24 protein-coding genes are annotated in these 26,019 nt (G+C 58.5%); 15 read left to right on the top strand and 9 right to left on the bottom strand.

What is annotated here, in order from left to right; all coding sequences use genetic code 11:
* The first annotated feature begins 137 nt into the window (after positions 1-137).
* Positions 138-770 carry a tyrosine-type recombinase/integrase gene (locus RA21_RS08620; RefSeq protein WP_039147871.1) on the top strand — a complete coding sequence of 211 codons (633 nt, stop codon included), beginning with the start codon at positions 138-140 and terminating at the stop codon, positions 768-770.
* A 380-nt stretch (positions 771-1,150) separates the two neighbouring features.
* Here the strand turns inward: RA21_RS08620 and RA21_RS08615 are convergent, their stop codons facing one another.
* A complete protein-coding gene (locus RA21_RS08615) occupies positions 1,151-2,140 on the bottom strand; it encodes a LysR family transcriptional regulator (protein WP_193748061.1) in 990 nt (329 codons plus the stop codon).
* Between the two features lie 132 nt (positions 2,141-2,272).
* On the opposite strand from RA21_RS08615, the gene RA21_RS08610 reads away from it, so the two are divergent.
* The 7 genes from RA21_RS08610 (at position 2,273) to adh (ending at position 9,514) form a co-directional block, all read left to right on the top strand.
* Entirely contained in the window at positions 2,273-3,415 is a 1,143-nt protein-coding gene (locus RA21_RS08610; RefSeq protein WP_039147867.1) for a mandelate racemase/muconate lactonizing enzyme family protein, read from the top strand.
* A 2-nt stretch (positions 3,416-3,417) separates the two neighbouring features.
* On the top strand, positions 3,418-4,440 hold the full coding sequence (locus RA21_RS08605) for an Ldh family oxidoreductase (protein WP_052257618.1): 1,023 nt from the start codon (positions 3,418-3,420) through the stop codon (positions 4,438-4,440).
* On the top strand, positions 4,437-5,741 hold the full coding sequence (locus tag RA21_RS08600) for a M24 family metallopeptidase (protein WP_039147865.1): 1,305 nt from the start codon (positions 4,437-4,439) through the stop codon (positions 5,739-5,741). The genes RA21_RS08605 and RA21_RS08600 overlap by 4 nt, the downstream gene beginning before the upstream one ends.
* The gene (locus RA21_RS08595; RefSeq protein ID WP_039147863.1) at positions 5,741-6,424 is read left to right on the top strand and encodes an isochorismatase family protein; all 684 of its coding nucleotides are present in this window, start codon (positions 5,741-5,743) and stop codon (positions 6,422-6,424) included. The genes RA21_RS08600 and RA21_RS08595 overlap by 1 nt, the downstream gene beginning before the upstream one ends.
* A 198-nt stretch (positions 6,425-6,622) precedes the next feature.
* Complete coding sequence (locus RA21_RS23000; RefSeq protein WP_039147862.1) at positions 6,623-6,829, top strand: hypothetical protein; 207 nt, start codon at positions 6,623-6,625, stop codon at positions 6,827-6,829.
* Positions 6,830-7,098: 269 nt separating this feature from the next.
* Complete coding sequence (locus RA21_RS08585; RefSeq protein WP_446720194.1) at positions 7,099-7,860, top strand: GAF domain-containing protein; 762 nt, start codon at positions 7,099-7,101, stop codon at positions 7,858-7,860.
* Between the two features lie 133 nt (positions 7,861-7,993).
* The gene (adh, locus tag RA21_RS08580) at positions 7,994-9,514 is read left to right on the top strand and encodes an aldehyde dehydrogenase (protein ID WP_039147859.1); all 1,521 of its coding nucleotides are present in this window, start codon (positions 7,994-7,996) and stop codon (positions 9,512-9,514) included.
* Between the two features lie 130 nt (positions 9,515-9,644).
* On the opposite strand, the gene RA21_RS08575 is transcribed toward adh, so the two are convergent.
* Complete coding sequence (locus tag RA21_RS08575) at positions 9,645-10,550, bottom strand: LysR family transcriptional regulator (protein ID WP_039147857.1); 906 nt, start codon at positions 10,548-10,550, stop codon at positions 9,645-9,647.
* A gap of 96 nt (positions 10,551-10,646) precedes the next feature.
* Between RA21_RS08575 and RA21_RS08570 the strand changes: the two genes are divergently transcribed.
* Positions 10,647-11,939, top strand: coding sequence for a M24 family metallopeptidase (locus tag RA21_RS08570; protein WP_052257617.1), 1,293 nt, complete (start codon positions 10,647-10,649; stop codon positions 11,937-11,939).
* A gap of 4 nt (positions 11,940-11,943) precedes the next feature.
* The gene (locus RA21_RS08565) at positions 11,944-12,204 is read left to right on the top strand and encodes a hypothetical protein (RefSeq protein ID WP_039147855.1); all 261 of its coding nucleotides are present in this window, start codon (positions 11,944-11,946) and stop codon (positions 12,202-12,204) included.
* 1,089 nt (positions 12,205-13,293) lie between these two features.
* Here RA21_RS08565 and RA21_RS08560 read toward each other — a convergent pair.
* The 4 genes from RA21_RS08560 to RA21_RS22995 all read right to left on the bottom strand — a co-directional run bounded on the left by RA21_RS08560 (position 13,294) and on the right by RA21_RS22995 (position 19,863).
* Positions 13,294-13,638, bottom strand: a complete 345-nt coding sequence (locus RA21_RS08560; RefSeq protein ID WP_029204659.1) for a copper-binding protein — start codon at positions 13,636-13,638, stop codon at positions 13,294-13,296.
* A 35-nt stretch (positions 13,639-13,673) separates the two neighbouring features.
* Positions 13,674-16,853: an efflux RND transporter permease subunit gene (locus tag RA21_RS08555; protein ID WP_029204660.1), complete on the bottom strand. Its 3,180-nt coding sequence runs from the start codon at positions 16,851-16,853 to the stop codon at positions 13,674-13,676.
* The gene (locus RA21_RS08550) at positions 16,850-19,051 is read right to left on the bottom strand and encodes an efflux RND transporter periplasmic adaptor subunit (protein ID WP_029204661.1); all 2,202 of its coding nucleotides are present in this window, start codon (positions 19,049-19,051) and stop codon (positions 16,850-16,852) included. The genes RA21_RS08555 and RA21_RS08550 overlap by 4 nt, the downstream gene beginning before the upstream one ends.
* An 86-nt stretch (positions 19,052-19,137) precedes the next feature.
* Positions 19,138-19,863, bottom strand: coding sequence for a hypothetical protein (locus RA21_RS22995; RefSeq protein ID WP_206540052.1), 726 nt, complete (start codon positions 19,861-19,863; stop codon positions 19,138-19,140).
* Here RA21_RS22995 and RA21_RS08545 point away from each other — a divergent pair.
* Positions 19,856-20,296, top strand: coding sequence for a c-type cytochrome (locus RA21_RS08545; RefSeq protein ID WP_029204662.1), 441 nt, complete (start codon positions 19,856-19,858; stop codon positions 20,294-20,296). The genes RA21_RS22995 and RA21_RS08545 overlap by 8 nt on opposite strands.
* A 120-nt stretch (positions 20,297-20,416) precedes the next feature.
* Here RA21_RS08545 and RA21_RS22990 read toward each other — a convergent pair whose 3' ends face one another.
* Positions 20,417-20,782 carry a hypothetical protein gene (locus tag RA21_RS22990; RefSeq protein WP_019294766.1) on the bottom strand — a complete coding sequence of 122 codons (366 nt, stop codon included), beginning with the start codon at positions 20,780-20,782 and terminating at the stop codon, positions 20,417-20,419.
* A 209-nt stretch (positions 20,783-20,991) separates the two neighbouring features.
* Here RA21_RS22990 and RA21_RS08535 point away from each other — a divergent pair, with 209 nt between their 5' ends.
* On the top strand, positions 20,992-21,591 hold the full coding sequence (locus RA21_RS08535) for a c-type cytochrome (RefSeq protein WP_019294767.1): 600 nt from the start codon (positions 20,992-20,994) through the stop codon (positions 21,589-21,591).
* A 9-nt stretch (positions 21,592-21,600) separates the two neighbouring features.
* Positions 21,601-22,500 carry a c-type cytochrome gene (locus RA21_RS08530; RefSeq protein WP_019294768.1) on the top strand — a complete coding sequence of 300 codons (900 nt, stop codon included), beginning with the start codon at positions 21,601-21,603 and terminating at the stop codon, positions 22,498-22,500.
* A 353-nt stretch (positions 22,501-22,853) separates the two neighbouring features.
* Here RA21_RS08530 and RA21_RS08525 read toward each other — a convergent pair whose 3' ends face one another.
* A complete protein-coding gene (locus RA21_RS08525) occupies positions 22,854-24,293 on the bottom strand; it encodes a plasmid recombination protein (protein WP_241483490.1) in 1,440 nt (479 codons plus the stop codon).
* Positions 24,294-24,320: 27 nt separating this feature from the next.
* On the opposite strand from RA21_RS08525, the gene RA21_RS23135 reads away from it, so the two are divergent.
* On the top strand, positions 24,321-24,656 hold the full coding sequence (locus RA21_RS23135) for a hypothetical protein (RefSeq protein ID WP_241483491.1): 336 nt from the start codon (positions 24,321-24,323) through the stop codon (positions 24,654-24,656).
* A gap of 258 nt (positions 24,657-24,914) precedes the next feature.
* Here the strand turns inward: RA21_RS23135 and RA21_RS23420 are convergent, their stop codons facing one another.
* Entirely contained in the window at positions 24,915-25,037 is a 123-nt protein-coding gene (locus RA21_RS23420) for a hypothetical protein (RefSeq protein WP_275041408.1), read from the bottom strand.
* 172 nt (positions 25,038-25,209) lie between these two features.
* Between RA21_RS23420 and RA21_RS08520 the strand changes: the two genes are divergently transcribed.
* Positions 25,210-25,695, top strand: coding sequence for a hypothetical protein (locus tag RA21_RS08520; protein ID WP_039147851.1), 486 nt, complete (start codon positions 25,210-25,212; stop codon positions 25,693-25,695).
* Positions 25,696-26,019 lie beyond the last annotated feature (324 nt).

Raw genomic sequence — 26,019 nt, 5'->3', positions numbered from 1 at the left:
GGAACCGGAACGAAGTTCATCCGCGGCGTGTCCCAAAGAACAGGCGACCTGACAACGGCCATTCAAACTGCCTGTAAAATTCAGGTGTCAGCGCGGTGCTGATGTCTGGGCTTGGCGGGAGGATTGGAGGGAGCACTATGCAAAGAGTCCAACTTCCCGCTGTCACCCCGAAACGAAGAGCCTGGAACAAGGGCCGGATCATCGGCCAGAAACGACCACTGTTGCCGAAACAGGTCTGGGCGATCCGAGCGCGGCTCGAACTGGCGGGCAACCTGCGCGATCTTGCGCTGTTCAACGTGGCAATTGATAGCAAGCTTCGCGGATGCGATCTGGTGAAACTGGCTGTAACCGACCTGATGAGGGATGATCGCGTTCGCGAAAGAGTGTCCGTGATCCAGAGCAAAACCAAGCGGCCCGTTCAGTTCGAACTCTCTGAAAACACGCGGGATACCATTGCCGCATGGATCAAGTCGCCGGAAATGATCGGGTGCCGTTTCATGTTTCCCAGCCGGTTTCACGACCGTCCGCATATCTCGACCCGCCAATATGGCCGGCTGGTGCGGGAATGGGTGGCCGCAATCGGGCTGAAACCCAGCGGATACGGCACTCATTCGTTGCGCCGGACCAAGGCGGCGGAGATTTACCGCAAAACCGGAAATCTCAGAGCGGTTCAACTGCTGCTCGGACATACCAAGGTTGACAGCACAGTCAGATATCTTGGCGTCGAACTTGAAGATGCGCTGAGTATCGCCGAGCAAATCGACATTTGAACCACCTTGGCGGGCGGCTCTTGCCGTTCGCCAATCCTGAGCGGACCTGCGTTCGCGACGCAGCGGCGGGGCGGATCGAGCCCTTGGCCGTCACTGCAACTTTTCGCTGCGTGCGCTCGCAGCACAAGAAATGCCGCACCTCCGTGAAAATTTTGTTTGCAAGACGGCGGAGATTGCAGCCGTTCATACAGACCGCAGCAAAACTGAAAGCTTGAATTCTCAGATCGCGGGACCTTGCTGCCGTTTGCTGCACCTGGTTGGTTTCCGCTGCGTCTGCACGGGTTCGTGGAGGACGGGCAGAAAGCTACCATTCTCTGCAGGTGCAAGCGGATTGGTTCAGGAAGTCAGAAGCTGAGGTTCATCCAATTTGTTATAATGTATCAAGGAGACGGCATGTGGAGAGAAAGAAGTTCTGGCATGGCCATCTCCAAGGCTCTCACTTTGTTTTGAACCCCTTCCATCACCTGATGGGCAACGGGTGATGGGCGGACGTGCCTTTGCCGGATAAGCTGGCAGCTGCGCCAGCCTTCATCTGTGTCTATCGGCCGAAACACAAGGCCGGAATGCGCGCATAGCCGTGCTGAAAGAGCCGGCAGGATCAGCACACCCAACCCAGCCCGTGCCATGGCTTCCATTGTCATTAGCCGTGATGCTTCGGCAGCGTAGGTGAATTCTGCCTGAGCAGTTTTTTCGAAGATCCCGATTGTCCGGTTAGCAGAGGTGTCCGCTGGCGGGCGGATCAACTCGAAAGGCAGGATATCCTCAAGGCTGACAGATCCGTCGCCGGCCAGGGGGTGATCGTCCGGGCAGACAAGGCACGGCCTGTCGGTGAGCAGAAATGTGCAGGACAGGGCTGTATCACTACCGGTCATGGAGGTCAGCGCAAAATCCACCTCGCCCGCGCGCACCATGTCGTAGACCCGGTGATCATCCACTTCGCGGAACACCGGGAAAAGCCCGGTTCCAGACCTTCGGATCTCTGCTGTTGCCGGTGCCAGAAGATGCGCGACCAGCGAGGTCGGGGTGGCGATCTGCAGGCTGTTTTGACCGCCTTCAGCCACCGCGCGCGCCTTGTCGAACAACAGCTTGGCAGATTGTTCGAACCGCTCCAGTTCCGGCATCAGTGCCTGTGCTTCGGCGGTTGGCAGCACCACGCCCCGGCTGCGCTCGATCAGACGGACACCGATGATCTCCTCCAGACGGGAGATGTGCTGCGTAACTGCGGGCTGAGTCAGGTTCAGCGTATGCGCTGCCTGGGTGTAGCTTTGCATCCGGAGGACAGTGAGAAAGCTCTGGACGAGTTTCGGTGGCAGGTCGAGACGGCGCATAACGGGGGCTTTTCTATTATAATGAATCTTGATTGGATTCACTCTCCATAAAGGAACATGACTACTATCGACTGTTGGGGCAATGCAAGGCGCACGCAAGCAGCCCGCAGATCCCGTCAGCAAAGCACAGCCGCCTGCGCGGCTGATCGTTTGTATTGAACTGGAGAGCATTGTATGAACATCAAAGACATCCGCATCACGCCGCTGCGGCTTGAAACCCGGGTTCCATACGTCTGGTCGCAGGGTGTTGAGCATGCCTTCACCGTGAACCTGATCAAAATGGAGACCGAAGACGGCGCCATTGGCTATGGCGAGACAACCGCCGCACCAGATGCAGATGCTCAGAAACTCATCCTGGCAAAATTGGCCAAGTCCTATGTCGGACGGTCAGTCTTTGACATAACGGCGGCACAGGAAGACGCCTACCGCCGCCACTTCCTGGTCTTTGGCGGCAATATGCAGCGCTATGCCAACCAGCTGTTCTGCGGGCTGGAGATGGCGGCGCTGGACCTGCAGGGCAAGCTGACAGGCCGCCCGGTCTGGGAGCTGCTGGGCGGCGAAAAGCGCAGGGAGGTCGGGTATTTCTACTTTCTTCAGGGGCAAAGCACCGAAGAGCTGGTAGCCGATGCACGTGCAGGTGCCGAAGCAGGCCACCCGATTCTCTATCTGAAAGTAGGGATCTCGGCCGAGTATGACCTCGCCAATATCCGGGCCGTCCGCAAAGCCATTGGCCCTGACCACCGCTTACGGCTGGACGCCAATGAAGGCTGGCCGCCCGCCCATGCCCTGCGCATGATCAACGCCATCGCTGATTGCAACATCGAATATATCGAGCAGCCCACCACCAGCCTGTCGCTGGCACCGCTCAAACACCTGAAGGAACGCTCTCCCATTGCTTTGGGAGCGGATCAGAGTGTTTTTACCCTACAGGAGGTCTTTCAGGCCTGCGCCAATGGGGTGGCGGACATGATCGCCGTCGGCCCGCGTGAGATTGGCGGGCTGAAGGGGATGATGAAGGCCTCGGCTATCTGCGAAGGTGCCGGGATCACCCTGTGCATCCACTCCAGCATGACCACCGGCATCACCACCTGCGCCGAACATCACATCGGCCGTGCAGCAGCCAATCTGGATGATGGCAACCAGATCATGTGGCAACTGTTGAAGGATAATATCATCGCCGCGCCCTGTCTGGAGCCGCAGAAAGGCATTCTGTCGCTTGAGGGCCGCCCCGGCCTTGGCTTTGAGCTTGATTTCGATGCGGTTGCAAAGGCTGCCGAAGCACACCGCGCCTATGCCAAGGCGCAGGGCGGGGTCTGATCATGCCCGCGATCCGCACAAACGAACTTGAAACCCTGGCCTGCGCCTATCTGACAGATGCCGGTGCCGCACCCGGAGCTGCGGCCCAGGTGGCCCGCGCCATGGTTCAGGCCGAGGCTGAAGGGAACCCGGTGTGCGGACTGTTCTACCTGACTGTGTTCAAGGAACAGATGGCCCTGGGCAAGGTCGACGGGCAGGCGGAACCGATGGTTCTTTCTTCTGCCGGAAGCGCCATTATGGTGGATGCGGCTGGCGGGTTTGCCCATCCGGCGATCAGGCTGGCCACCGATACTCTGATCACAATGGCTCGGGAACAGGGCATCGCGGCGGCCGGTATTTCCCGGTCCTACAACGCGCTGTCGCTGGCCCATCATGTGCTGCCGCTGGCCCGGGCCGGGCTGATCGGGCTGTGCTGTTCAAACGCCCCGGCCAGCGTCGCCCCGCCGGGCGGGACCGCGCCGCTGTTTGGCACCAACCCGCTGGCCTTTGCGGTGCCGGGGAAGGACGGGCCTGCGCTTGTCATCGACCAGTCGGCCAGCGCGGTCACCAAAACGGCGATTATGATGCGGGAAGAGGCGGGCGAAGAGATGCCTCTGGGCTGGGCACAGGACAGCGCCGGCCAGCCGACCCGGGATCCTGCGGCCGGGCTGGCGGGCTCGCTCTTGCCCTACGGCGGGCAGAAGGGTGCCAACACCGGCCTGATGATCGAGATCCTTGCCGCTGCTCTGACCGGTGCGCAGCTGAGCACGCAAGCGCCGTCCTTTTCCGGGCGGGATACAGGCAACCCCGGTGTCGGGCAGTTCCTGCTGGCCATTGATCCGGCCCATTTCAGCGGCGCGCGGTTTGCACAATCGCTGACCAAGCTTGCCGAAACCTATGACGCCGCCAAGGTGCGCCTGCCCGGCCGCAAATTCCGCGCTGATCAGGGCCGCCCGGCGCCGCAAATGATCACAGTTGATGCAGAGCTCCTTGCAGCGCTGCAGGCTGTGCCGAAGAAATCAAACCCCCTGAGGAAACCAGAATGAGTATCATAGTCTTTGATCCGGACAGTACGGAGGATGTCGATTTCCGCGACCGTATGCGCCACCCCATGGCCGGAGACGACGCAGGTGGCATGTTCCTGTCAGACACGGAGCCGTCCTTTATCGACACCCGCGCGCTGCGCAGTGAACGGCTGGAAAAGCTGCGCAACTGGATGGCAGCAGAGAACTACGGCGGCGTGGTTCTGTTTGACCCTTACAACCAGCGCTACGCCACCGGTTCGCGCAATATGTTCGGCTACTTCCTGCGCAATTCGACGCGGTATTTCTTCGTGCCGGTCGAAGGCCCGATCGTGCTATTTGAATACCCGCAGAGCTACCACGTCTCGACCTGCCTAGAGACTGTGGACGAGGCGCGCCCCTCCAAGCTGGTTTGGTCTTCAGTGTCCGGGCGGGATGACGAAACAGCCGATCCGTTCGCGGCAGAAATTTCCGAGCTGATGAAGGCCCACGGCAAGGGATCGATGAAGATCGGCCTGGACCGCTGCACACATCTGCATGCCGTTGCGCTGCAGAAATTCGGCTGCGAGGTGTCCGACTGCCAGGGCGAGATCCTGAATGTGCGGGCCGTAAAGACACCGCAGGAGGTGCTCTGCCTTCAGGCCAGCATGGCGGGTGCGGAGGCTGCCGTTTGTGCCGTCCGTGACGCGATCAAACCCGGCATCAGCGAAAACGAGCTTTTCGCAGTGATGTATCACGAAGTGATCCGACAAGGCGGAGAGTTCATTGAGACCCGCCTTCTCAGCTCAGGCCAGCGCACCAACCCCTGGTTCAACGAGGCTGGCGGGCGCAGGGTCCGCCCCGGCGAGCTGGTCGCGCTCGATACCGATACCATCGGCTGTTATGGCTACTATTCGGACTTCTCACGCACATTCCGCTGCGGGCCTGGCCGGGCCACAGCGTACCAGCGCAAACTATACCGGATGGCCTATGATCAGGTGCAGCACAATATGGACATCCTGAAGCCGGGGATGGAATTCCGAGAGGTCGCCGAAAAGGCCTGGCAGATCCCAGAGGAATATGTCGATCAGCGCTATACCTCAGTCATGCACGGGGTTGGTATGCACGGTGAGACGCCGTTTATCGCCCATTCGATGGATTATGACACCTATGGCCGGGATGGCATCACCCAGCCCGGAATGGTGCTGAGCATCGAAAGCTACATTGGTGAAAAGGGTGGCCCCGAAGGCGTGAAGCTGGAGGATGAGGTCCTGATCACCGAAACCGGGATCGAGCTTCTGTCGCGTTTCCCTTACGAAGACGATCTGCTCGGACGGGAGGTCTGATGCACAAGGAACTGACACTACCCCTAATAAAAACCGCCCTCGTGCTGGTGGACCTGCAAGAAGAGCACCGTCTCGATCAGCGATATCTCGTCTCTGGATATCAGGAAGTGCTGGGCAATGCCCGGCGCCTTCTTGATGCCGCCCGTTCAAACAACTCTGCTGTATATCACGCCGCCTATGTTCGGGATTTTGGTGTTGAACCTCGAAGACCATTTGAGCCAGTAGATACTGAAGGGGCGCCTTGCTTCAGCGACGGGGATACCGAGCTGACTGCAATCTGTCCGGAAGTGGCACCACAAGAGAACGAAGATAAGATAACGAAGCAAGATGCCAGTTGCTTCGAAGGCACTTCGTTTGCAGAAACACTTGCTGAGGCTGGGACCGAATACCTTATGGTCTGCGGTGTCTGGACCGAGGCTTGCATTGCCGCAACTGTGCGGGATGCCAAGAAACATCGGCTAAAGGTGGTGCTGGTCAAGGATGCCTGCGGCAGCGGCTCTACCACGATGCACCAAAGCGGCATTGTCAATCTTGCTAACCGTTTATACGGGGGCGCCGTCGTGGATACCGCGACCGCCTGCAGTCTTTTGGCCGGAGAAACCCTGCAGGCGTGGCATTGCGAAAAACCTGTGCCGCTGCGGTTCGACGCGGACACGCTGGCAGAAATTTACGACGCTCTTTAGAGCCTTCCGTCTCAGGTGGTTCAGATTGCGTTCCGCGTCCTTCCGGCGCCACGCGGATTTCTCTGCCAGCAGACGCCGTGAAACCCATTCGTTCAACCGTTTAAAATACTCATGGCAGGCGAGCCCAATGTCCAAAATGGCAAGTTCTGAAACAGCAGACAATCATGACCAGACCACGGCCGTCAGCTGTATTTCCTGTTGCCGGAGGCCTTCTCCACGCTTTGCCTGATCCTCTCCATCGAAGCTTTGAAGGAAGCTAACCGGATGGGCCTCAGACAGCTCTTTTCCGGCTGGTCTCTGCTCAGCGAAACAGGCGCGGTGGTCCACTCCTCAAACGGGCGCGATATGGAGGCCGACAGCGGGCTCATCCCGTTGCGGCGGTCTGACCTTCTGGCGGTCTTCTGAGGACCAGCACAGTGAAGAGGGCGTTCTTTGCAGAATGCAAAAAACCTGCGAGTGTTGATGCTGGGAGGTACTTCGATTTGGGTTCAGATTCACGGCACATCGAACGCGTGGTAGAGGTCACGAGCCATCCAGGCGCTGCTGCGCGGTCACGCTTGGCAGCGTCGTGGCGGCGATCGCTCGACCACCACGGGCTGGATCCCGGGCAAAAGAGGGGCGTTCAGCGTATCACTGAGCAGGCACTTGCGGAACGGCGCGGGCAATCCGAGGCGATGATGCTTGTGGCCGCTCCAAAACTCGACGCGTTGTTCCAATTGGTTGGCAGTTCCGGCTGCGGGGTGCTGCTGACCGATGCAGAGGGCGTGGTGCTGGATCTGAGGACATCCAAGAGCGATGTGCCCACCTTCGAGGCTTGGGGGCTGGCGCCGGGATCGGACTGGTCGGAAGCCTCGGAAGGCACCAACGGCATTGGCACCTGCATCGCCGAAGGCCGCAGAGTGATCATTCACCGCGATGAGCATTTCCACGCCCGCAATACGGGCATGAGCTGCATGGACGCGCCGATCTTCGGACCCGAAGGCGAACTGATCGGCGCACTCGACGTTTCCTCCGCTCGCGCCGACCAGACCGAAGCTTTCAACCAGCTTATCGCAGCGATGGTGGCTCAGACCGCCCGGCAAATCGAGACGGACAACTTCCGCGCCGCCTTTCCGGGTGCGCGGATCATCGTAGCCAACACCGATGACAGCGAGGCAGCCATGCTGCTGGCGGTGGATCAGGACGACCTTGTTCTCGGGGCCACCCGCGGTGCCCGCAAGGCGTTTGGACTGAACCACGCAGGCCCTATCACATCGCTTCCTGCATCGGATCTCTTCGGACGGGAAGACGGCCCGACCGGTTTCGAAAGGGCGGAGCGGGCAGCGGTGAACCGGGCGCTCTCGCGGGCAAATGGCAACGTCTCTGAGGCCGCGCGCAATCTCGGAATCGGGCGGGCAACCCTTTATCGGCGCATGAAGCGGCTGGGGATCGGCTGAAACCAGGCCTGACCTGTCTCACTCCTGAGACAGGTTGCGGCAAGGGGCCGGCCGGGTCGGGCTGACAACATGCAACCCTGCCAGCATCTTCTTTGGCATTCCCGGCGGAGGACCGGGACCAGAGGAGGACACCATGAACGAACAGGCTCAGATCACGGGCGAGCATGTCTCGCCGTTCAAGACCCGCTACGACAATTTCATCGGCGGCAAGTTCGTCGCCCCGGTCAAAGGGCAGTATTTCGACAACATCACTCCGATCACCGGCGCCAAGGTTTGCGAGGTGGCGCGCTCCACCGCCGAGGACGTAGAACTGGCGCTGGATGCAGCCCACGCAGCCAAGGACGCCTGGGGCAAGACCTCTGCTGCGGAACGGTCAAACCTGCTGCTGAAGATCGCTGACCGGATAGAGAAAAACCTTGAGCTGATTGCCACTGCGGAAACCTGGGACAACGGCAAGCCGATCCGAGAGACCACCGCTGCGGATATTCCGCTGTCGGTTGACCACTTCCGCTACTTCGCCGGTGTCCTGCGCGGCCAGGAAGGCTCCATGTCTGAGATCGACCACGACACGGTTGCCTATCACTTTCATGAGCCCCTTGGCGTTGTCGGGCAAATCATCCCCTGGAACTTCTCTGTTCTGATGGCAGCGTGGAAGCTGGCCCCCGCGCTGGCTGCGGGCAACTGCATCGTGCTGAAGCCCGCCGAACAGACCCCGGCCGCGATCATGGTTCTGATCGAGGTCATCGCCGACCTGCTGCCCGCGGGTGTGCTGAACATCGTCAACGGCATGGGGCCGGAAGTGGGCGGACCGCTCGCCAAGTCGCCGCGCATCGCCAAGATTGCCTTTACAGGCTCCACCGAGACCGGCCGCGTGATCATGCAGGCTGCGACCGAAAACCTGATCCCGGTGACGCTGGAACTGGGCGGCAAGTCCCCCAACATCTTTTTCTCTGACGTGATGGCCCAAGACGACGCCTTCCTCGACAAGGCGGTCGAAGGCTTCGTCCTCTTTGCCTTCAATCAGGGCGAAGTCTGCACCTGCCCGTCCCGCGCGCTGATCCAGGAAGACATCTACGAGGCGTTCATCGAACGCTGCATCGCGCGGGTGAAGGCCATCAAACAGGGCGATCCGCGCGACATGGCGACCATGGTCGGTGCCCAGGCCAGCCAGGAACAGCAGGATAAGATCCTGTCCTACCTGACCATCGGCGTCGAGGAAGGCGCCGAGGTGCTGACCGGCGGCGGAGCCGCGCGCTTCAATGGTGACCTGTCCGAAGGGTATTACGTGCAGCCGACTATTCTGAAAGGCCATAACAAGATGCGGGTCTTCCAGGAGGAAATCTTCGGTCCGGTGGTATCTGTCACCACCTTCAAGGACGAGGAAGAAGCACTCGCCATTGCCAATGACACTATGTACGGCCTCGGCGCCGGCGTCTGGACCCGCGACGGCACCCGCGCCTATCGCTTTGGCCGCAATATCGAAGCAGGCCGGGTCTGGGTGAACAACTACCACGCCTATCCGGCACATGCGGCCTTCGGCGGCTACAAGCAATCCGGGATCGGGCGCGAGACCCACAAGATGATGCTAGACCATTACCAGCAGACCAAGAACATGCTGGTCAGCTACAACCCCAACAAACTGGGTTTTTTCTGATCCCGGGTTTCCCGGCCTTCGCAGAAATTTGCGAAGGCAAGCAGTTCAAGTCAGAAGCAAGATGGCGCCGGGAAACCGGCCTCATCACTCTTTTCCAAGCCACACTCGGTGTGAGAAAGGCCGCGGCAGCTCAACCGGCATTTCCGGCCAGATAGTCGACAAGCCGCTTGGCATCCGGGCGCAGGTGCCGCGCATCCGAATATGTCAGGAAATACGCATGCTGGCTTGACTGCGCCACGGGGGAAAGCTGCAGCAATTGCCCGCTGGCCAGCTCGGCTGACAGGATGTGCGGGCTGGCCAGCGCTATGCCAGCGCCTTCCAGGGCCGCGCCGATTGACCGGGCGTAGGTCCCGCATAGGGTTTGCGGCCAACCCTTCACTTCGCGGGTGTTGCCCCAATTGTCCCAGTTGGTCCAGTCCGGTGTTACCCTCGGGAAATTCAACAGAGGCGGGCGTTTTTCAGGCGCGAGGAGCATGAGCGATTGCCCGGGCCTAATATCCGCCTGTTCCGCCAGTCCAGGAGAGATCACCGGCACCAGAACGTCGGGAAGCAGCGGGATCGCTGCACGGCCCCGCCATCTCCCCGATCCATGCAGAATGGCAATGTCGTTCGCATCGTCGAGCAGGGCAGATGGCAGATCGGAGGACACAAGCTCGACCGGGCAGGCCCGATCAGATAAGCCAAAGCCTTTCAGCCGCTGTGAAAGCCAGAATAGCGAAACCGCGCTGTTGGCGGCGATACGCACCGGGGCATCGGGGCGTGAGGCGACGCTGGCCAGGGCCGCTTCGGTAAAGTCGAGCAGAATGGCACTCTGCTCAGCCAGTTTGCGGCCTTCGTCCGTCAGCCCGATCACCCGGCCAGAACGCAGAAACAAGGCCACGCCCAAGTGATCTTCAAGCTGCCGGATGCGCTTGCTGACTGCAGTCTGGGTGACCAGCAACTCCTCCGCCGCAGCGGAAAAGCTGTGATGACGCGCAGCAGCTTCGAAAAAGATGAGACCATCGAGAGGAGGCAGGGATCTGCGGTATCTTTTCATGACCAAAAGTTGGGAAAACTCAAGAATATTTGGAATTTTACAAGATATGCCATGAAATTTTATCCTGCACCAGACAATCGGCCAACGGAGACTCTCATGGCAAATTTTGACTGGCACGCCGAACGCAGCGATCTATCCGGCATTGCCCTGCTGGACCGCTCCCCGGAAAGCGAAGGCATCGATCTGAAAGCGGTGCGTCTCTACCGTCTGGGCCGGGTGCGCGCCGAGATGGCCAAACGCGGCATCGGCGCAGTGATCCTGTCGGACCCGATCAACATCCGCTATGCCACTGGCACCCGCAACATGCAGATTTTCTCGATGCGTAATGCGCCATCGCGCTATCAGCTGCTGACCGCCGACCGCTCGATCCTGTTCGAATTCACGGGCTGCCTGCACCTGGCCGATGGCTACGAGACCGTCGACGAGGTGCGCCCTGCCAAGACCGCGAGCTTCGTGGCTGCGGGCCCTCATATCGCGGAACGGGAGCGGGAGTGGGCGCGCGGCATGGGCGATCTGATTGCCGGCCTCACCGGCAGGGGCGCAACCGTTGGCATGGAGCGGATGAACGCCGGCGCAGCGATCGCCATGCAGGAGGCAGGGTTCAAGATCGTTGACGCTCAGGAGCCTGTCGAAATGGCCCGCGCCATCAAGTCGGAGGAGGAGATGAAATGCGTCCGGGCCTCCTTGCGTGCAACCGAGGTTGGCGTCGGCAAACTGCGTGACGCCCTGCGCCCCGGCATGACCGAGAATGAGCTGTGGTCGGTGCTGCACAAGTCGGTGATCGAACAGAACGGCGATTATTGCGAAACCCGGCTGCTGTCGGCGGGCGAGCGTACCAACCCCTGGTTCCAGGAAACCGCGCATCACCTGATCGGCGAGAACGAACTGGTTGCGCTGGACACCGATGTGGTGGGCTGCCACGGGTATTACAGCGACTTTTCCCGCACCTTCCATGCGGGCCCGGGCAAACCCACCGGCCTGCAAAAGACCCTGTATCAGACCGCGCTGGAGCAGGTGTACCACAATATGGGCATCCTGAAGGCGGGAATGACCTTCCGCGACTACGCCGATCAGGCCTGGGACATCCCAGACAAATACTATGCCAACCGCTACTACCTGTCCTCGCACGGCTGCGGGATGACCGGGGAATATCCCTATCTTTACCACCGCGGCGACTTCCCGGATGCGGGCTATGACGGCGTGATCGAGGCGGGCATGACCATCTGCGTCGAAAGCTATATCGGCGAGGAAGGCGGCCACGAAGGCGTCAAACTGGAGCAGCAGGTTCTGGTGACTGAAACCGGCATCGAACTTCTGTCGGAGTTCCCGTTTGAAGAAAGCCTGATGGACACAGGCTTCCAGCCTGCCTTTCCCCTGCCGCGGATCTAAGGCCATGCTGCCCGGCGCCACCATTGACGTCACCGGCAGCGCCTGCCCCGCGCAGGCGCTGATCCGGGCCATCGGCCAAGGCAAGCCCGGGGTGAGGGTGATCTATGCCCGCGATTGGTTCCTGGCCGATAGAAGGGCCGCAACCGCGGCCCGCGCCCTCTTCGAGCAAGGGCAGGTCCATCTCGTTCAGGAGCGTATCCGGACGGGCCGGAACAACAAGTTCGCCTATATCGCCATCAAACGCACACCGCTGCCGACAGGATAGTGTGCAGGCGGGTTCCAGAACCAGATAACCGATTTCCGATCATGGGCAAGCTGACCCTGGATTTGACTGGTGTGTCGCTCTTCTCCGACCGCTTTCCCAGAGCCGCTCGCATGCGCAATGGAGATCGAGCACTTGCAGCGAATATCAGGAAAGTCCGGCTCTTCGATGGTCAATCCCGCTTACGACGAAAGGGAGGATTTGATTTGTCCTCTCGGACTGACCTTCAATGACTGCTCTGGCGACACATGCTGCTTCACAGCGAAAACCACGCCGCAGTTGCGAGCGGATGCTGAGTCAGCAAACACCCGAAAGGGCAACGGCGGCAAAGTCCGCACTGTGTAATTTCACCGGTTCCAGAACCTCGCGGCCGCAGCGAACGGCAGAAACGGCGGGCTGCGCCGCAGCATAAAACCTCGGTCGGTTGCGTCAAACGGTCGAGTTTGCAAAGGGCGCTTCCTGCGCATCGCGTCACCTGGTGTGGAGCGCAGCTGCAGCCGGGGCCGCCGCCACCTGCTGGATGGCCGCTTTCGGGAAAATAACCCAAATGCTTCGCACCCGCAGCGGAGCTGGCACTGCGCCTGATACGAAGGTCGCGTTTGGGCTGCCTGCCGTCGTTCACACTTGGTGCGGCGAATGCCCAGTCAGAGCCCACACCGGACCTCTCAAATTCGTGCTGCGTGCGCTCATGGCGCCGATCTTGCCGCAACAGCGTAAAATTTCGCGCCGCCTCACAAGGATAACAGCAGCCGTTCATGCATGCCGCAGCAAGATCGAGGAGGGCAATTACAGGGTCCTGGACTTTCCGGCCACTCGTCGCAGGCGCGGCAAAGAATGGCTGTCTCAGGCTAGAGGGCCGGGAAGCGGACTTTCTACTGCCCACTTTACGTTGCCAGCTTTAAGTCGAAACCAGTCTTCTGAGCCCGGAGGCATGCGTGGATAGCTCTCATACCATGTTCGCTAGAATTGCTTCGATGGCTAGATCTTCACGGCAAAACGTCGGTTTGTACGGAGCAGGGGAACAGTTGCCGCCTTGCATTTCCAACCTTCGCGAGTGGCAGAGACTATGTGATCTGCCACTCACTTATCTGCCTATTCAGGCATCATCGCGCCGATCTCGTACATTCCGTTGTCGCTCTTGACCAGCATCAGAGTTACTGAAGCACCCTCTGATATGCCACCCATCATCTGAACATTTGGGGCCAAGTTGAGATCCATTGTCATTGCAGGCCAACCGATTTCAGGGATTGGCTCGTGACTGACGTTTGCAGAGTTTTCGTCAATCGAATTGATGATCGCCTTTGTATGAACAGCACCTTCCATTTGGGCATCACTCATCTCCATGTTGGAATGGTCCATTGTGCTATGGCTCGTCTGAGCGGACGCGATTGGTGCAGCCAAAAGCGAGGCAACTAGGGTTACAGCAAGTTTTTTCATTGGATTGTCCTCTTAGGGTGATTTCACAATTCGGGCTATTCTGCCGGTACCGGTGATGCCTCTCGGCCGGGTTCCTGCAGCAGGGTTCGGTTGACCCGTGCAAGAGCCAACCGCTTCCAGATCACAAAGATTGAAGGAATGACGAAAAGAGTTAGCAGCGTGGCAGTCGCCATCCCGCCTACCATAGGGGCTGCAATGCGCTGCATGATCTCCGAACCGGTGCCTTGGCCATACATGATCGGAATTAGGCCGGCGAAGATTGTCGCCACTGTCATAACCTTGGGGCGTACTCGTAGAAGTGCTCCTTCGAATACCACCTCTTCGACATCATCGGTTGTCAATTTGCGCTGTGCCTCAGCCGCGAGGTTTTTTCGCTTTTCCCAAGCTAGATTGAGATACAGCAGCATAACAATCGCGGTTTCAACCGCGACACCGGCAAGCGCAATGAATCCCACCAGAACAGCGACAGAGATGTCGAAGCTCAAGTACCACAGGAACCAGACGCCTCCTGCGAGGGCAACCGGCAACGCGGCAAGGATGATCCCAACCTCGATTACTCGATTGAAGGCCAGAAAGAGCATCAGTGTGATGATAAGCAGCGTTGCCGGTGCAACCAGCTTCAGTCGCTCCTGCATGCGCTCAATGTACTCGTACTGACCGGACCATGTGATCGAGTAGCCAGGCGGCAATTCCACCTCAGCCGCAACCAGTTGACGGGCTTCGGTTACGTAGCCTCCCAGGTCCCGGCCCGCGATGTCGATGAAGACAAAACCAGTGCGGCGTGCGTTTTCGGATCGGATCATACCGGGTCCGTCCACCACTTTGATCTCTGCCAGGTTGCCAAGGGGGATATGCGCGCCGGACGGTGTGACCACCGGAAGGTCGCGCAGGCGTTCGGGGCTGTTCCGCCATTCCTGGGGGTAGCGCAGGTTTATTGGAAACCGCTCAAGACCTTCCACGGATTCCGACACCTGCATCCCGCCGATTGCGGTCTGAACAACATCCTGCACTTCACGTACGCTCATCATATAGCGCGCAGCGGCATCTCGGTTGACGTCGATCTCCACAAACCGCCCTCCTACAGGCCGCTCTGCATAGGCTGATGCCGTGCCGTCGATACCTGCAACCACGCGTTCGATATCGACACCAATCTGCTCGATGACGCTCAAATCAGCGCCGGAGATTTTGACACCGACGGGTGTCTTGATCCCTGTGGCAAGCATGTCGATGCGGTTCTTAATCGGCTGAATCCAGACATTGGTCACACCAGGAATTTGCACGGCGCGGTCAAGCTCGTCGCGTATGCCTTCCATCGTCATGCCTGCGCGCCATTCGGATTCAGGTTTCAGCTGAATCGTCGTCTCGATCATTGTGAGCGGGGCGGGATCCGTGGCGGTATCGGCGCGTCCAAGCTTACCATGCACCGTCGCGACCTCAGGGACCGTAGCAATCAGCCGGTCAGATTGCTGCAGCACTTCGCGTGCCTTGCCGATGGAGACACCGGGATACAGTGTCGGCATGTAGAGGAAATCCCCCTCGTTCAGCTCTGGCATGAACTCGGTCCCGATACGCTGCAGCGGCCACCACATGGAAGCGACAAGCACACCGGCGAGCAACGTCGTGGCCCAGGGCCACGCGACAGCAGCATCCAGAAAGGGCCGGTAGATCCAGATCACGATACGGTTCAGAGGGTTCTTGTGCTCCGAAAGAATCCGGCCGCGCACAAAGTATCCCATCAGAACCGGCACCAGCGTGATGGAAAGGATCGCCGCCGCTGCCATTGCGTAGGTCTTTGTGAAGGCCAGCGGCTTGAAAAGCCGCCCTTCCTGGCTTTCCAGAACAAATACCGGCAAAAAGCTCACGGTGATGATTGCCAGGGAGAAGAAAAGTGCTGGCCCCACTTCGGTTGCGCATTCGGTGACGAGGCGCCAGCGGTTCTGATTGGTCAGCTTTTCCTTCTCTAGCCTTCGGTGCATGGCTTCGATCATGACGATGGCCGCGTCCACCATCGCGCCGATGGCGATGGCAATCCCGCCCAAACTCATGATGTTGGCATTCACCCCCTGCAGCTTCATGATGATGAAGGCTGCAAAGATGCCGAGAGGCAGTGACAGAAGGATCACTAGGGACGAGCGGATGTGCAGCAGGAAGGCTGCACAGACCAAAACGACAACGATAAATTCTTCGGTCAGCTTTGTTTCGAGGTTCTCGATTGCACGCTCGATAACACCCGCGCGGTTGTAGGTTGTGACAAGCTCAACGCCTTCAGGCAGGTTTTCCCGCAACTCTTCGATACGCGCCTCTACAGCCTTGATCGTGGCCAGGGCGTTCCCGCCCCAGCGCAGGATGACGACACCGCCAACGGCATCGCCTTCGCCGTTAAACTCCCCGACGCCGCGTCGCATTTCCGGCCCCAGGCGGATGTCTGCCACGTCGCCAACTGTCAGTGCTGCACCGCGTTCGTTGACCATGAGGGGTGCTTTGGCCAGGTCCGCCAGTTCATCAACATAGCCTGTAGAGCGGATCATGAATTCCGCTTCGCCCATTTCGATCACGGAACCGCCGGTCTCGCGGTTGGCGTTTTGAATGGCACTGCGGATTTGCGGCAGGGTGACGTCAAAGGCGCGCAGTTTGTTCGGGTCCACAACGACCTGATACTGTTTGACCATCCCGCCTATGGTTGCGACCTCGGACACACCGTCGACGGTTTGCAGCTCATACTTCAAAAACCAGTCTTGGAGTGTCCGCAGCTGGGCCAGGTCGTGCCCGCCAGTCCTGTCAATAAGTGTATATTGGTAGATCCAGCCGACACCGGTTGCATCCGGCCCGAGCTGGGGCGAAACCCCTTCTGGAAGGTTCGCAGTAATCTGACCCAGATATTCGAGAACGCGGGTGCGAGCCCAGTAAAGGTCCGTGCCGTCCTCAAAAACGACATAGACGTAGCTGTCGCCGAAAAAGGAAAACCCCCTCACGTCACTGGCTCCGGGCACAGCAAGCATTGCAGTGGCAATGGGGTAAGTGACCTGATCTTCAACGACCTGGGGGGCTTGCCCGGCATAAGGCGTGCGGACAATGACCTGAACATCCGACAAGTCGGGAATAGCATCTACGGGAGTATCGCGGACCGCCCAGACACCGATCACGCCCATCATGACTGCAAGTGCTAGAACGACGAAGCGATTTGCAACAGAAGCCCGTATTACAGAAGCGATCATTGCGTCACCTCAACCGGCTTTGTGCCTACCAGGGTCATTGAGAAGTCTGCATTCTGGGTGAAAAGCAGAGTCACTTCTTGTCCATCCGACAATCCAGTTAAGTCGAGGGCTGGATCAATCGAGAAGTCCATGGTCATACCGGGCATGCCAATCTGCGTCACTGGACCGTGGGTGATGTTCACCGTCCGCTTTGCGGAGTCGACACTATTGATCTTGCCCAACACCTCCATCGGCGGAGAGGCGGTTTCTACCCCGGTGAGCACCATGGTCATGCCGTCCGGCCGCGCAAAGGTCAGCGCCACTTCTTTGCCGACCGGAAGGCTGGTAATTTCCAGCTCTTCACCCACTTGGAAATTCATGGTCATGCCTGGCATACCAATTTCCATGATAGGGCCGTGAGTTATCGTCACCATGCGGGTTTCCGCGTCGACCTGGTCAATGGTTCCTGAAACGAGAACCTCTGAAGCTCCCTCGGAGGTGTTTGGCTCATTGGTCTCTGGAGGTGTGTCTGCAATGGGCTGGGAGCCTGCAGCCCGGACAGCGGTAATTGTGAACATCCCGTCATCACTTTTTGAGAGATCGAACTCGACTGGCACATTCATGGGTACTTCGGCAGTGTCTAGGCCTGCCACTGGCATATCCATTTGCATTGCAGGCCAGCCGAGTTCCGGAATAGGTTCATGTGAGAGCGACAGCTTTCCGTCCGTTGTCACGCCACTCACAATGCCGGTGCCTGTGGCAGCAACACCGTCGTCTGGACCAAGCTCAATGAGCCCGAGCAGGCCATCTGCTCCACGAGACAGCCGAAACGACACCTGTTGACCTTCAGCCAAACGCGAAAGAGAAACATCAGCCCGGATCGGGAAACTAGACATCATTTCCGGCCAGTCGAGGCTGTCCAGGGCTCCGTGCCGGATCTGTGCGGTCCGGGCCTCAGGATCCAGCGCAACCAGCTCGCCTGACCCACGTGCAGGGGCCTCATCAGTCGGCGCCATGCGCATGAGCCCGGCGCTCAGTGCGCTTTCGCTGTCGATCAGGAATTGGGCCGAGGCAACAACCTCTTCCCCCGGCGCCAGCCCCTGTGCGACTTCTGTCCGCCCGCCGCCGCCGAAATTGTCACGCAGCCCCGCGGTGATGAGGCGGGGTTTGAAAGTGCCGTCGCCGGTTTTCAGTATCACCCGTTCTGCGGCGCCGGTTCGGATAACAGCCTCGGTCGGGACCGTGAGCGCCATGCGGTTTTCTGACGGGATCAGGCTGACCGTGCCGAACATGTTCGGGCGTAGCAGCATGTCGGAGTTGTCAAATTGCAAGCGAACGGGAAGAGTCCGGGTCACTGCGTCAAGTTCAGGATAGATGTAGTCAACTGAACCTTTGAAGACACGGCCGGGCAAATGTTCAAACCGCGCTTCAGCACGCATATTGTCAGTCAGCTTTGCAATGTCGCGCTCAAAAACATCGACAATTAGCCACACGGTAGAAAGTTCTGTTAGCGATGCAGCGCGTGTGCCGGGCTGCAGAAACATACCGTCCGCAGCCTCAAGTGAAATCACAACGCCGTCCTGAGGAGCCTCGACTTCAATATTACGCTCGGGAATGCCGCTGGTTTCAATACGCTTGATTTGCCTGTCAGACATGCCGTGACTGCGCAGTTTGTTACGCGCGGCATCAATGATCTGCGATTTGCCTGCTTCAATAGCGCGAACCAGGTCACCAGCTGATGAGCCGATCTGAGGGGAGAACATCTCAAATAAGACGTCGCCCTTTTGAACGGGGTCTCCGACAGCGCGTACATTCAGCTTTTCAATCCAACCGTCCACGCGAGTGTGAACATGGCTTGTCCGGTGCTCGTCATAGCCAACAAAGCCAACGGTTTCGATCTTGCCGGAAACCTCGGACATCCGTGAAATCGCGGTACGGACGCCAATGGCGTTAATCTCTGCCGCAGATAGCTGCACTTCTGCAGGATCCCCGGAAGGCTCTTGGCCTGCATATACAGGAACAAGATCCATGCCCATGGGGGATTTACCCGGCCCTGGTTGCCGGAAGTTCGGATCCATCGGTGCAACCCAATACAAGATCTCAGCCTCGTTCGCCCCAGTCATTGATGCCGGGTTGAGGATAAGTCTTTCGAGAGAGATGCCTCCCGTAGTCCCTGCAGCAAGCGCAAGAAGACCGAGAGCAAAATAGCGTCCACGCATGGAAAACCTCGTTTTGGCTTGCGGCATGCAAGCCTTGTCTGATCAGAAACAGATGGCGCACTCGATTGAGCGCCAAGCGAATTCAATCAGATTGAACGGGGAGGACGATCATGCGGGAGTTCTGACCTGGAAATTACTCCGGCCGAGCTCGCTATCACAAGTTGAACAGTTACCAGGCGGCGCTCAACAGACATAATTGGTGCTGCATTGAACTCGTGAAAACAGCAAGCGGCTACCGAACAAGTGGCATGCCGCTCTTCATCAGGGATTTCGCAGGTGCCACTTTGATGATGCCTGTGCGGCATTCTTTTTTCCGCTTTGTGCAAAGTGCATGTCTTGTGCTGTACGTCAGAAACAGCGGTGACTTCATTTGCGGGAGGCGATGCATGAGCGGAAATTGCCGCAAGTGTGTTCAGGAAAACCACAACAACAAGGATGGTTGACGCAACGGTGCGTATCAACCGACCAAAGTCACTCCTGAACACAGTAACTGCCATAGTGTGGCACATAATGAAATTTTTCTTCGGCACAACCCCTTTCGGTGCGAAATGAAGACCATCAGGTTTCCTGCTCCTGAGCCAGTAACACCAGAGCGATGCAAAGGTTAGCTTTTTGGGCGCATTGCTTCCCAAGTCTTGGGTGCAGTTTACTCTGCCAGTTAGGCCGTGATGCCAGTAACTGAAGGATATGCTCTGTTGCAAATTACTGACCGCGCAGGCGTTGACTTTCCTGCGCTGGAAGGCGGCAATGCTGTTGGCCGTAAGGATGGCTTCGGCCGCAGCATTGGAATTGGATGGAGAAAATATGAACAAAACCAGCCGTGTGCTTGCTATAGCAGTGATTGCAGTAGGTGGACTGGCCATGTGGCTTGTTTCTCGTCCAAGGGAGCAGAAACCGGATGCATCGGAAGCCGTTTTGGAGCGCGCAGCTATTGTGGAGGTGAAACTGCCCGAAGCCCTGTCTGAGAACGCGCTGATCGGAAAACGTATCTTCGATGCCAAATGCGCGTCCTGCCATGGAGAAAGCGCCGCTGGTCAGGAAGGGGTTGCCCCACCACTGGTCCACCAGATCTATGAACCAAGCCACCACTCCGATACCGCATTCCTACTTGCTTCGAAAAACGGTGTGCGAGCTCATCATTGGCGGTTCGGAAACATGCCGCCAGTGCCCGGCATGACTGATGGCGAAGTGGGTCTTGTGACACGTTATGTGCGCGAACTGCAGCGCGCAAACGGGATCAACTGAACCTGAGCGGGCTTGGCTGAATGGATCCGCCTGCGAATATGCTCGAACTGCTGCAGAGAGGCGGCGGTTATTCGCACAGTAAGGAAAATACTCAGCAGAGAACGGGTAGAGTGAGGTTGTCTACCCTGCAGGAGAGCATTTCGGCCTATCTTCGAGCGTATTGAGTGAAGCCCCCACATGAATGAGCCGCGTGGTCCGGTAGAGTGAATTGCGACGGTCGGCCGCTTGACCCGGATGGGTGGGAAAGGCATCGTTGTCTGTGTCCGTGAACTTAGCCACAAAAACAGGGTAAACTGAGCAGTGCGCCTCTTTGGCAGACTTGAAATCGGGTATTTGCTGCTGGCGGCGGGTTTCCTCGTCGCAGTTGTCTTCCTGTCTGCAAATCAGGCAAATGCACACGAGGCTACCGGGAGAGCGCATACCGCTGTCACCGATCAGGACATTGATCAAGAACAGGCGGGCAGTAGCCATACTGAACACTGCCATGGCAGTCCACTCTGTGGCGGTTTTGCTGTTCTCATAGGCAATTGCCTTTCAACGAGGCCAAGCAAGCAAATCTCTCGTGATGATATGCCGATAGCCCTATTGAAGCCGTTTACGATCACTGGCTTTGATCCGCCGCCTCCCCGTTATCTTTCCTGAACACTGATCCTGCGCCTTCAAAGCGCAATCTCAAACTATTTCAGGAAAACAAGATGACACTTTCTAAACTGGTTTCCGGCGCCGCATTGGCGTCGCTCATTGCTTTAGCTGCTCATGCCCATAGCGGTGCAACAGGAATCGTAAAGGAACGGATGGATGGCATGGGAGTTATGAAAGACAGCATGAAAGTGCTGGCTCCGATGATGCAGGGAAAAACAGCCTATGATGCAGCAGCAGTTCGAAGAGAAGCAAAAAAAATCAGAGCCCATGCGGGTGATGTCCTGACGACGCTCTTTCCAGAGGGATCAAATGGGCATCCATCTGAAGCCAAGGCTGAAATATGGAGCGATTGGGAAGGTTTCGTCGATCTCGCGGAAAGATTGCAGACCTATTCTGATGGTCTGGCCTCGGCGGCGGAGAACGGGTTGATGATGTCAGAAGCCCAAGGGACGGGCATGATGTCCAACGGCACAATGATGGGATCATCCCATATGGGTTCCGGAAGCATGATGGGCGGCAGCATGATGGGCGGCGGCGCAATGATGGGGGCGCGTCCAAGTTCTGAGGCCCTGTCCCAGATGCCTGCCGACGGTGTGTTCATGATGCTGAGCCAAACCTGTTCAGCCTGCCATACCCGTTTCCGTGAGGAGTGAGGCTGGCACATGATGCGCATGTTACGTTTTGCCCTTGGCACCGCAGTTGCTGCGTCGGCAGCTCTCGCCGCAGTGGTCGCTTGGCCTATCGGCGTGCCGCTGAGCGAGCTTAACCTCGAGGGAGATGTGAACCGCGGAGCCTATCTGGCTAGAGCATCTGGCTGTATCGCTTGCCACACCGACTTTTCTAATGGCGGAGCACCTTTGGCGGGTGGTGTAAAGCTAGAAACTCCATTCGGTACTCTGTACTCGCCTAACATCACATCGGACAGCGAACATGGACTCGGCAGCTGGACGGTTGAAGAGTTTGCGCAGGCTGTCCGCCAGGGCGTTTCCCCTGACGGACAGCCCTATTATCCGGCCTTCACCTACCCGTTCTACGGGAACTTCACTGATCAGGATATTGCTGATCTTTGGGCTGCCTTTCAGACGGTTCCGGCTGTGGCTCAGCCGTCCAGGCAGCAAGAGATGGCTTTTCCGTTCAACCAGCGATGGGGGCTGAAGCTCTGGCGCGCGGCGTTTCTTGAACCTCCAAGAACGGAACCTGTCCCTGGGAGCGGTGATGTTTGGAACCGAGGGCGGCTTCTGGTTGAGGGAGCCGCGCATTGTGCGGCGTGCCACACCGGGCGCAATTTGGCCGGAGCCCGGAAAACAGACACAGAGCACTTAAAGGGTAGTGATGCCCTGCCTGGCGGCGGGAAAGCTCCGGCCATCGACTACTTGTCGCTTCAAAAACGCGGCTGGACCGTCGACAGCCTGGCTTACGCACTGCGTACTGGCGTGATGCCGGATGGTGACGCATTTGGCGGAACGATGGGGGAGGTTGTTCTATATGGAACTGCCTTTCTGACAGAGAACGACCGTAAGGCTATGGCGACCTATCTTCTGGGTGATCATTCCGGTGGTTGAAGCTTTTGCGGAAAAGTAAGTCCGGCACAGAAAAGAAGGATGGCATAACCTCAATCGCCGGCAGGCCGCAGTGTCTTAGGTTAAATTAGAAATGCTATAGTTGTAAAACTTTAGACTTGATCTGACGGACAGCTCAGATTTCTGTGCTGAGAACGAGTTGTTGGCTGTCCGATGTCCCGCTCCTGAATGATCGGCTTTCAATAACCGCTCTGGCAACATCGGCTGCATCGCAGCGATGAGCGTGCCGCATCTGCAATAGAATGCTGCGTCCGCAAACAACTGGAAGGGCAATGGCAGCAAAGTCCCGCACAGCCAACCTTAGCTTGTCACCCAACGAAAGGAAGCAATCGGTCTTATTTCGGTCCGCTATCTATCCCACCAAGCGTGATCCGCTTCAGTCGCGCTGCATCTTCCGGTTCCCATTTTTGACGCAAGCCGCGGACATAATCCGCGTCCTGCTTCAGCTTTTGCCGTTCGTTGGCGAGCGCGCGTTTCACGGTCCGGGCCACCAGTTGAGCAATGCGCGTGACCATCCGCATTGCCGGGCGGATTTCTTTCAGCTTTTCATCCCGCGCACCCTTGGTATCCGGTGCGGCCACGCCCCAGGCCAGGCCTGCCTGCTGATCCGCAGACGCCTCCCGCCAGCAAATCGCCCCATCAGCAACCAAATCCAACCCGGTCCCGATGGCATCCGTGATGACCTCTGCCTCCGTTGCCTTCAACCGGACCTTTTCTTCTGCCTCCTGCAGCCTCTTCTCCTCAGCCAGCCGGGCAGCCCGGGCCTCAGCAACTGCTTTCTCTTCCTGACCGCGGTGCTGAACCATCTGCAGCAGCTGAGCCGCCAGATTAGATTTCTCAGCCTTCTTGGCGTTCAGCATCTGCTCGGCCTGTTGCCTTTCTTGCATAACCCGCGCGCGTTTTTCCTCTTCGGACTTCCGCGCTGCCGTCTCGGCCCGGTACTTTTCTGCAGCTTCTTCGGCCCTTGCCTCATACCCTTTCACTCTCGGCTCCAATGCCCCGACCTCGGCCACAATTTTCTTTTTCAGAGCATTCGCGGCGTCAGCCGCTTTTTTATTCTGCACAGCCTCTGCCTCCGCCGTATCGCGGCGGCGGATCATCTTTGCAGTTTCCCGCGCGGTCCGCTGTTTGCGGGCCCGCGCCTCTTTCACCGCGCGCTTGCGCGATTTCTTGACCGTGGCCTTGGCCAGGTCCCGGCCGTTTTCAACGGCCGCCTTTGCTTCTTCCTGGGCATCGCCCAGGATGCGTTTCTTCTCTGCTTGCGCCTTTTGGCGCTCCTCAGCACGCCATTTTGATGGCGGCACATGCTGCCGCTTCTCGGGCAGAGGTTTTCCCTCTGCCCGCGCCTGGCGCCGGGCTTCGGCACGACGCTCCCCCCTGGTGATCCCGATTGTCTCGAAGGCCTCTCCGGCAAGATCCTGGGCATGCTCATAGCTCTTGATGAGCGGGTTCTCAGATGCCTGCAGCAGGATCTGATGCCCCCGGTTGGCGGATGGCTTCTCGGTCCAAACGGCCACGACAAAATGGATGTGATAAGCCTCTTCATCAACGTGGGCACTGGCATAGCGCAGCTGACCATTTGGAAAGTTTTCACGGAGGAACGACATGGCGGTTTTGCGGAAAGCAGAGACACGTTCCGGATCCCATTCAGAGAGCCCTGCCCCGCCCAGCCAATCTTTGTTGACAGTGAATATGCCTTCCCGCAGCGGGCCCCTGCTGCAGGATCGCCAGGGATCCGCAGGCCCTTCCGCCTCCAGCTTCCTGGCGTCCTTCATGCGTGACTTGGCCTTCAGCGCGCGCAAATGCTCCTGGTGATTGTGACGGCGCATCTCAGCAATTTCGCCGCGTATCTGCTGTTGCCAGCCCGGTTCGCCGGCCAGCACCTGGTTCAGCCGGGACAGCTCCTGGTCGACATGATCCAGGTCGCCGCCACAGCGCTCGTCATGCATCTTGAACTTGCCGAGATTCTGCGGAAACAAGCCTGCAAAGCGCAGCACAACCGGTGCTTCATCAAGAATTACGGGCTGGGCTTGAGTAAACTTGGGCTGTACGGTCATCTTGCTGCTCGGATCTGCTTCTCTGATCCGAGTCTCCGCGAAGACGAAGAAAATCCCGATAGACTTTTTTTGTTTTTGTGAGGCTTGTACTCACTAGGCAAGTTGCAATCCCGGGCTGGACCCCGGAATTTCAACTTGCCAGTTCGCGAGGGGGATACCCCCTTCGATCCCCTCCTCGTCAGCCTATCCGGGCGTCACCCGGATAAACTTCCTGCGGCCAGCAGCCTGCTGGACCCGCCCTGCCGGGGGCCGTGGATGACTTATTCATTTTCGATAATCTTGAATGGCAGCAAGCCGATGGAACCAGACACCTGGGTCATTTCCTCCAGGCGCCCGCACTTACTTTTGCAGATACCCTTGTTCTTTAAGGTGCGCGATCAGAAGCCGTTCCACATAAGAGGCTACAGACCGGTCATCCTGCGCCGCTGCCTTTTCTACGGCTTTCTTGGTTTCTTCAGTCACTCGTACAGATATCGCTGATGTTCTGGCCATGTGTTCACTTGTGTGCAGTTGACATTCAGATTCAATGGGTGCATATTGCATCTAGTTGCACACATTTGCAACAGGCCGAGGGGAAGGTGGAAGCTCCCCGCCCGGCCCTAACCAAAACCGATCTCGTGGAAGGAGACCGACTATGGCTGATACTTGCCGTATCACGCGCGAATGCGCGCTGAAAGCCCTGTGGCCCGCATCTGTCGCAGATGACAGCCCCACCTTCATCACCCGCACCTTCGACACGCTGACCAAAGCAGTGGACGAAGCCCTCGAATTGGAGCGCGATCTGTCGCACGCGCTGTCCTGGGATACCGCATCCACCGGTATCCAAGAGGCCGCCGAAGCCAAGTGGCAGGATTGCCTTCAACTCAGCGGCGACATCCTGACGGCACAGGTGGTCAGTGCCGAAGATTTGCCAATGCAGCGCATGAGCATGCTGCTGCACTTTCTGATCGAATCTGAGAGCCTGGACGAGGCACTTCGATTCCAGCAGCTGATGCATGAGCACCGGGACCTTTTCACTACCGATGATCCCGGTGTCCGCGAAGCGCTGAACCGCGCGGCGCGGCAAGTCGACACCGTGGTGGAGATGGCAGTGACAGCTCCGGAATTCGCGCCGGTCTGATCCCCCCAATCCCCCGTGACATAACCTGACCCGGCCCGCAGCGGATCTCTCCGCCTGCGCCCGGCCGCGTCATGCCCAAATCCAGATTATCCCGGCAGGTGCCCCATATCCGGCGCCTGCCCTCTCTCCCGCTTTGCGCAAACGGAGTTCTCAATGACCCATACATCAACCGCCACGTCCGCCGCCTTCCCGCTCACCATTCACCCCCACTGGCGCGCCGCCGCCGAAGCCAAGGGCTTCGGCATCCTGCAGCGCATCAAGGACCGCTATCACCTGCTCCTATCCTGCCACACCTGCCGACGGGCACATGCCAGCAAGATCTTT

It is taken from the genome of Leisingera sp. ANG-DT, from assembly GCF_000813785.1.
GTDB lineage: Bacteria > Pseudomonadota > Alphaproteobacteria > Rhodobacterales > Rhodobacteraceae > Leisingera.
The sequence above is the reverse complement of the archived record's forward strand: the minus strand, read 5'-3'. Positions and strand labels throughout refer to the sequence as shown.

Coding starts and splice junctions, on each gene's coding strand:
- RA21_RS08600 (WP_039147865.1), top strand. CDS start 4,437: ATGAGTATCATAGTCTTTGATCCGGACAGTACGGAGGATGTCGATTTC.
- RA21_RS08520 (WP_039147851.1), top strand. CDS start 25,210: ATGGCTGATACTTGCCGTATCACGCGCGAATGCGCGCTGAAAGCCCTG.
- RA21_RS08605 (WP_052257618.1), top strand. CDS start 3,418: ATGCCCGCGATCCGCACAAACGAACTTGAAACCCTGGCCTGCGCCTAT.
- adh (WP_039147859.1), top strand. CDS start 7,994: ATGAACGAACAGGCTCAGATCACGGGCGAGCATGTCTCGCCGTTCAAG.
- RA21_RS08550 (WP_029204661.1), bottom strand. CDS start 19,051: ATGCGTGGACGCTATTTTGCTCTCGGTCTTCTTGCGCTTGCTGCAGGG.
- RA21_RS08555 (WP_029204660.1), bottom strand. CDS start 16,853: ATGATCGCTTCTGTAATACGGGCTTCTGTTGCAAATCGCTTCGTCGTT.
- RA21_RS08610 (WP_039147867.1), top strand. CDS start 2,273: ATGAACATCAAAGACATCCGCATCACGCCGCTGCGGCTTGAAACCCGG.
- RA21_RS08620 (WP_039147871.1), top strand. CDS start 138: ATGCAAAGAGTCCAACTTCCCGCTGTCACCCCGAAACGAAGAGCCTGG.
- RA21_RS08530 (WP_019294768.1), top strand. CDS start 21,601: ATGATGCGCATGTTACGTTTTGCCCTTGGCACCGCAGTTGCTGCGTCG.
- RA21_RS08585 (WP_446720194.1), top strand. CDS start 7,099: ATGATGCTTGTGGCCGCTCCAAAACTCGACGCGTTGTTCCAATTGGTT.
- RA21_RS08575 (WP_039147857.1), bottom strand. CDS start 10,550: ATGAAAAGATACCGCAGATCCCTGCCTCCTCTCGATGGTCTCATCTTT.
- RA21_RS08560 (WP_029204659.1), bottom strand. CDS start 13,638: ATGAAAAAACTTGCTGTAACCCTAGTTGCCTCGCTTTTGGCTGCACCA.
- RA21_RS08595 (WP_039147863.1), top strand. CDS start 5,741: ATGCACAAGGAACTGACACTACCCCTAATAAAAACCGCCCTCGTGCTG.
- RA21_RS08565 (WP_039147855.1), top strand. CDS start 11,944: ATGCTGCCCGGCGCCACCATTGACGTCACCGGCAGCGCCTGCCCCGCG.
- RA21_RS08570 (WP_052257617.1), top strand. CDS start 10,647: ATGGCAAATTTTGACTGGCACGCCGAACGCAGCGATCTATCCGGCATT.
- RA21_RS08535 (WP_019294767.1), top strand. CDS start 20,992: ATGACACTTTCTAAACTGGTTTCCGGCGCCGCATTGGCGTCGCTCATT.
- RA21_RS08545 (WP_029204662.1), top strand. CDS start 19,856: ATGAACAAAACCAGCCGTGTGCTTGCTATAGCAGTGATTGCAGTAGGT.
- RA21_RS23135 (WP_241483491.1), top strand. CDS start 24,321: ATGCTCCTGGTGATTGTGACGGCGCATCTCAGCAATTTCGCCGCGTAT.
- RA21_RS22990 (WP_019294766.1), bottom strand. CDS start 20,782: ATGGCAGTGTTCAGTATGGCTACTGCCCGCCTGTTCTTGATCAATGTC.
- RA21_RS08525 (WP_241483490.1), bottom strand. CDS start 24,293: ATGAAGGACGCCAGGAAGCTGGAGGCGGAAGGGCCTGCGGATCCCTGG.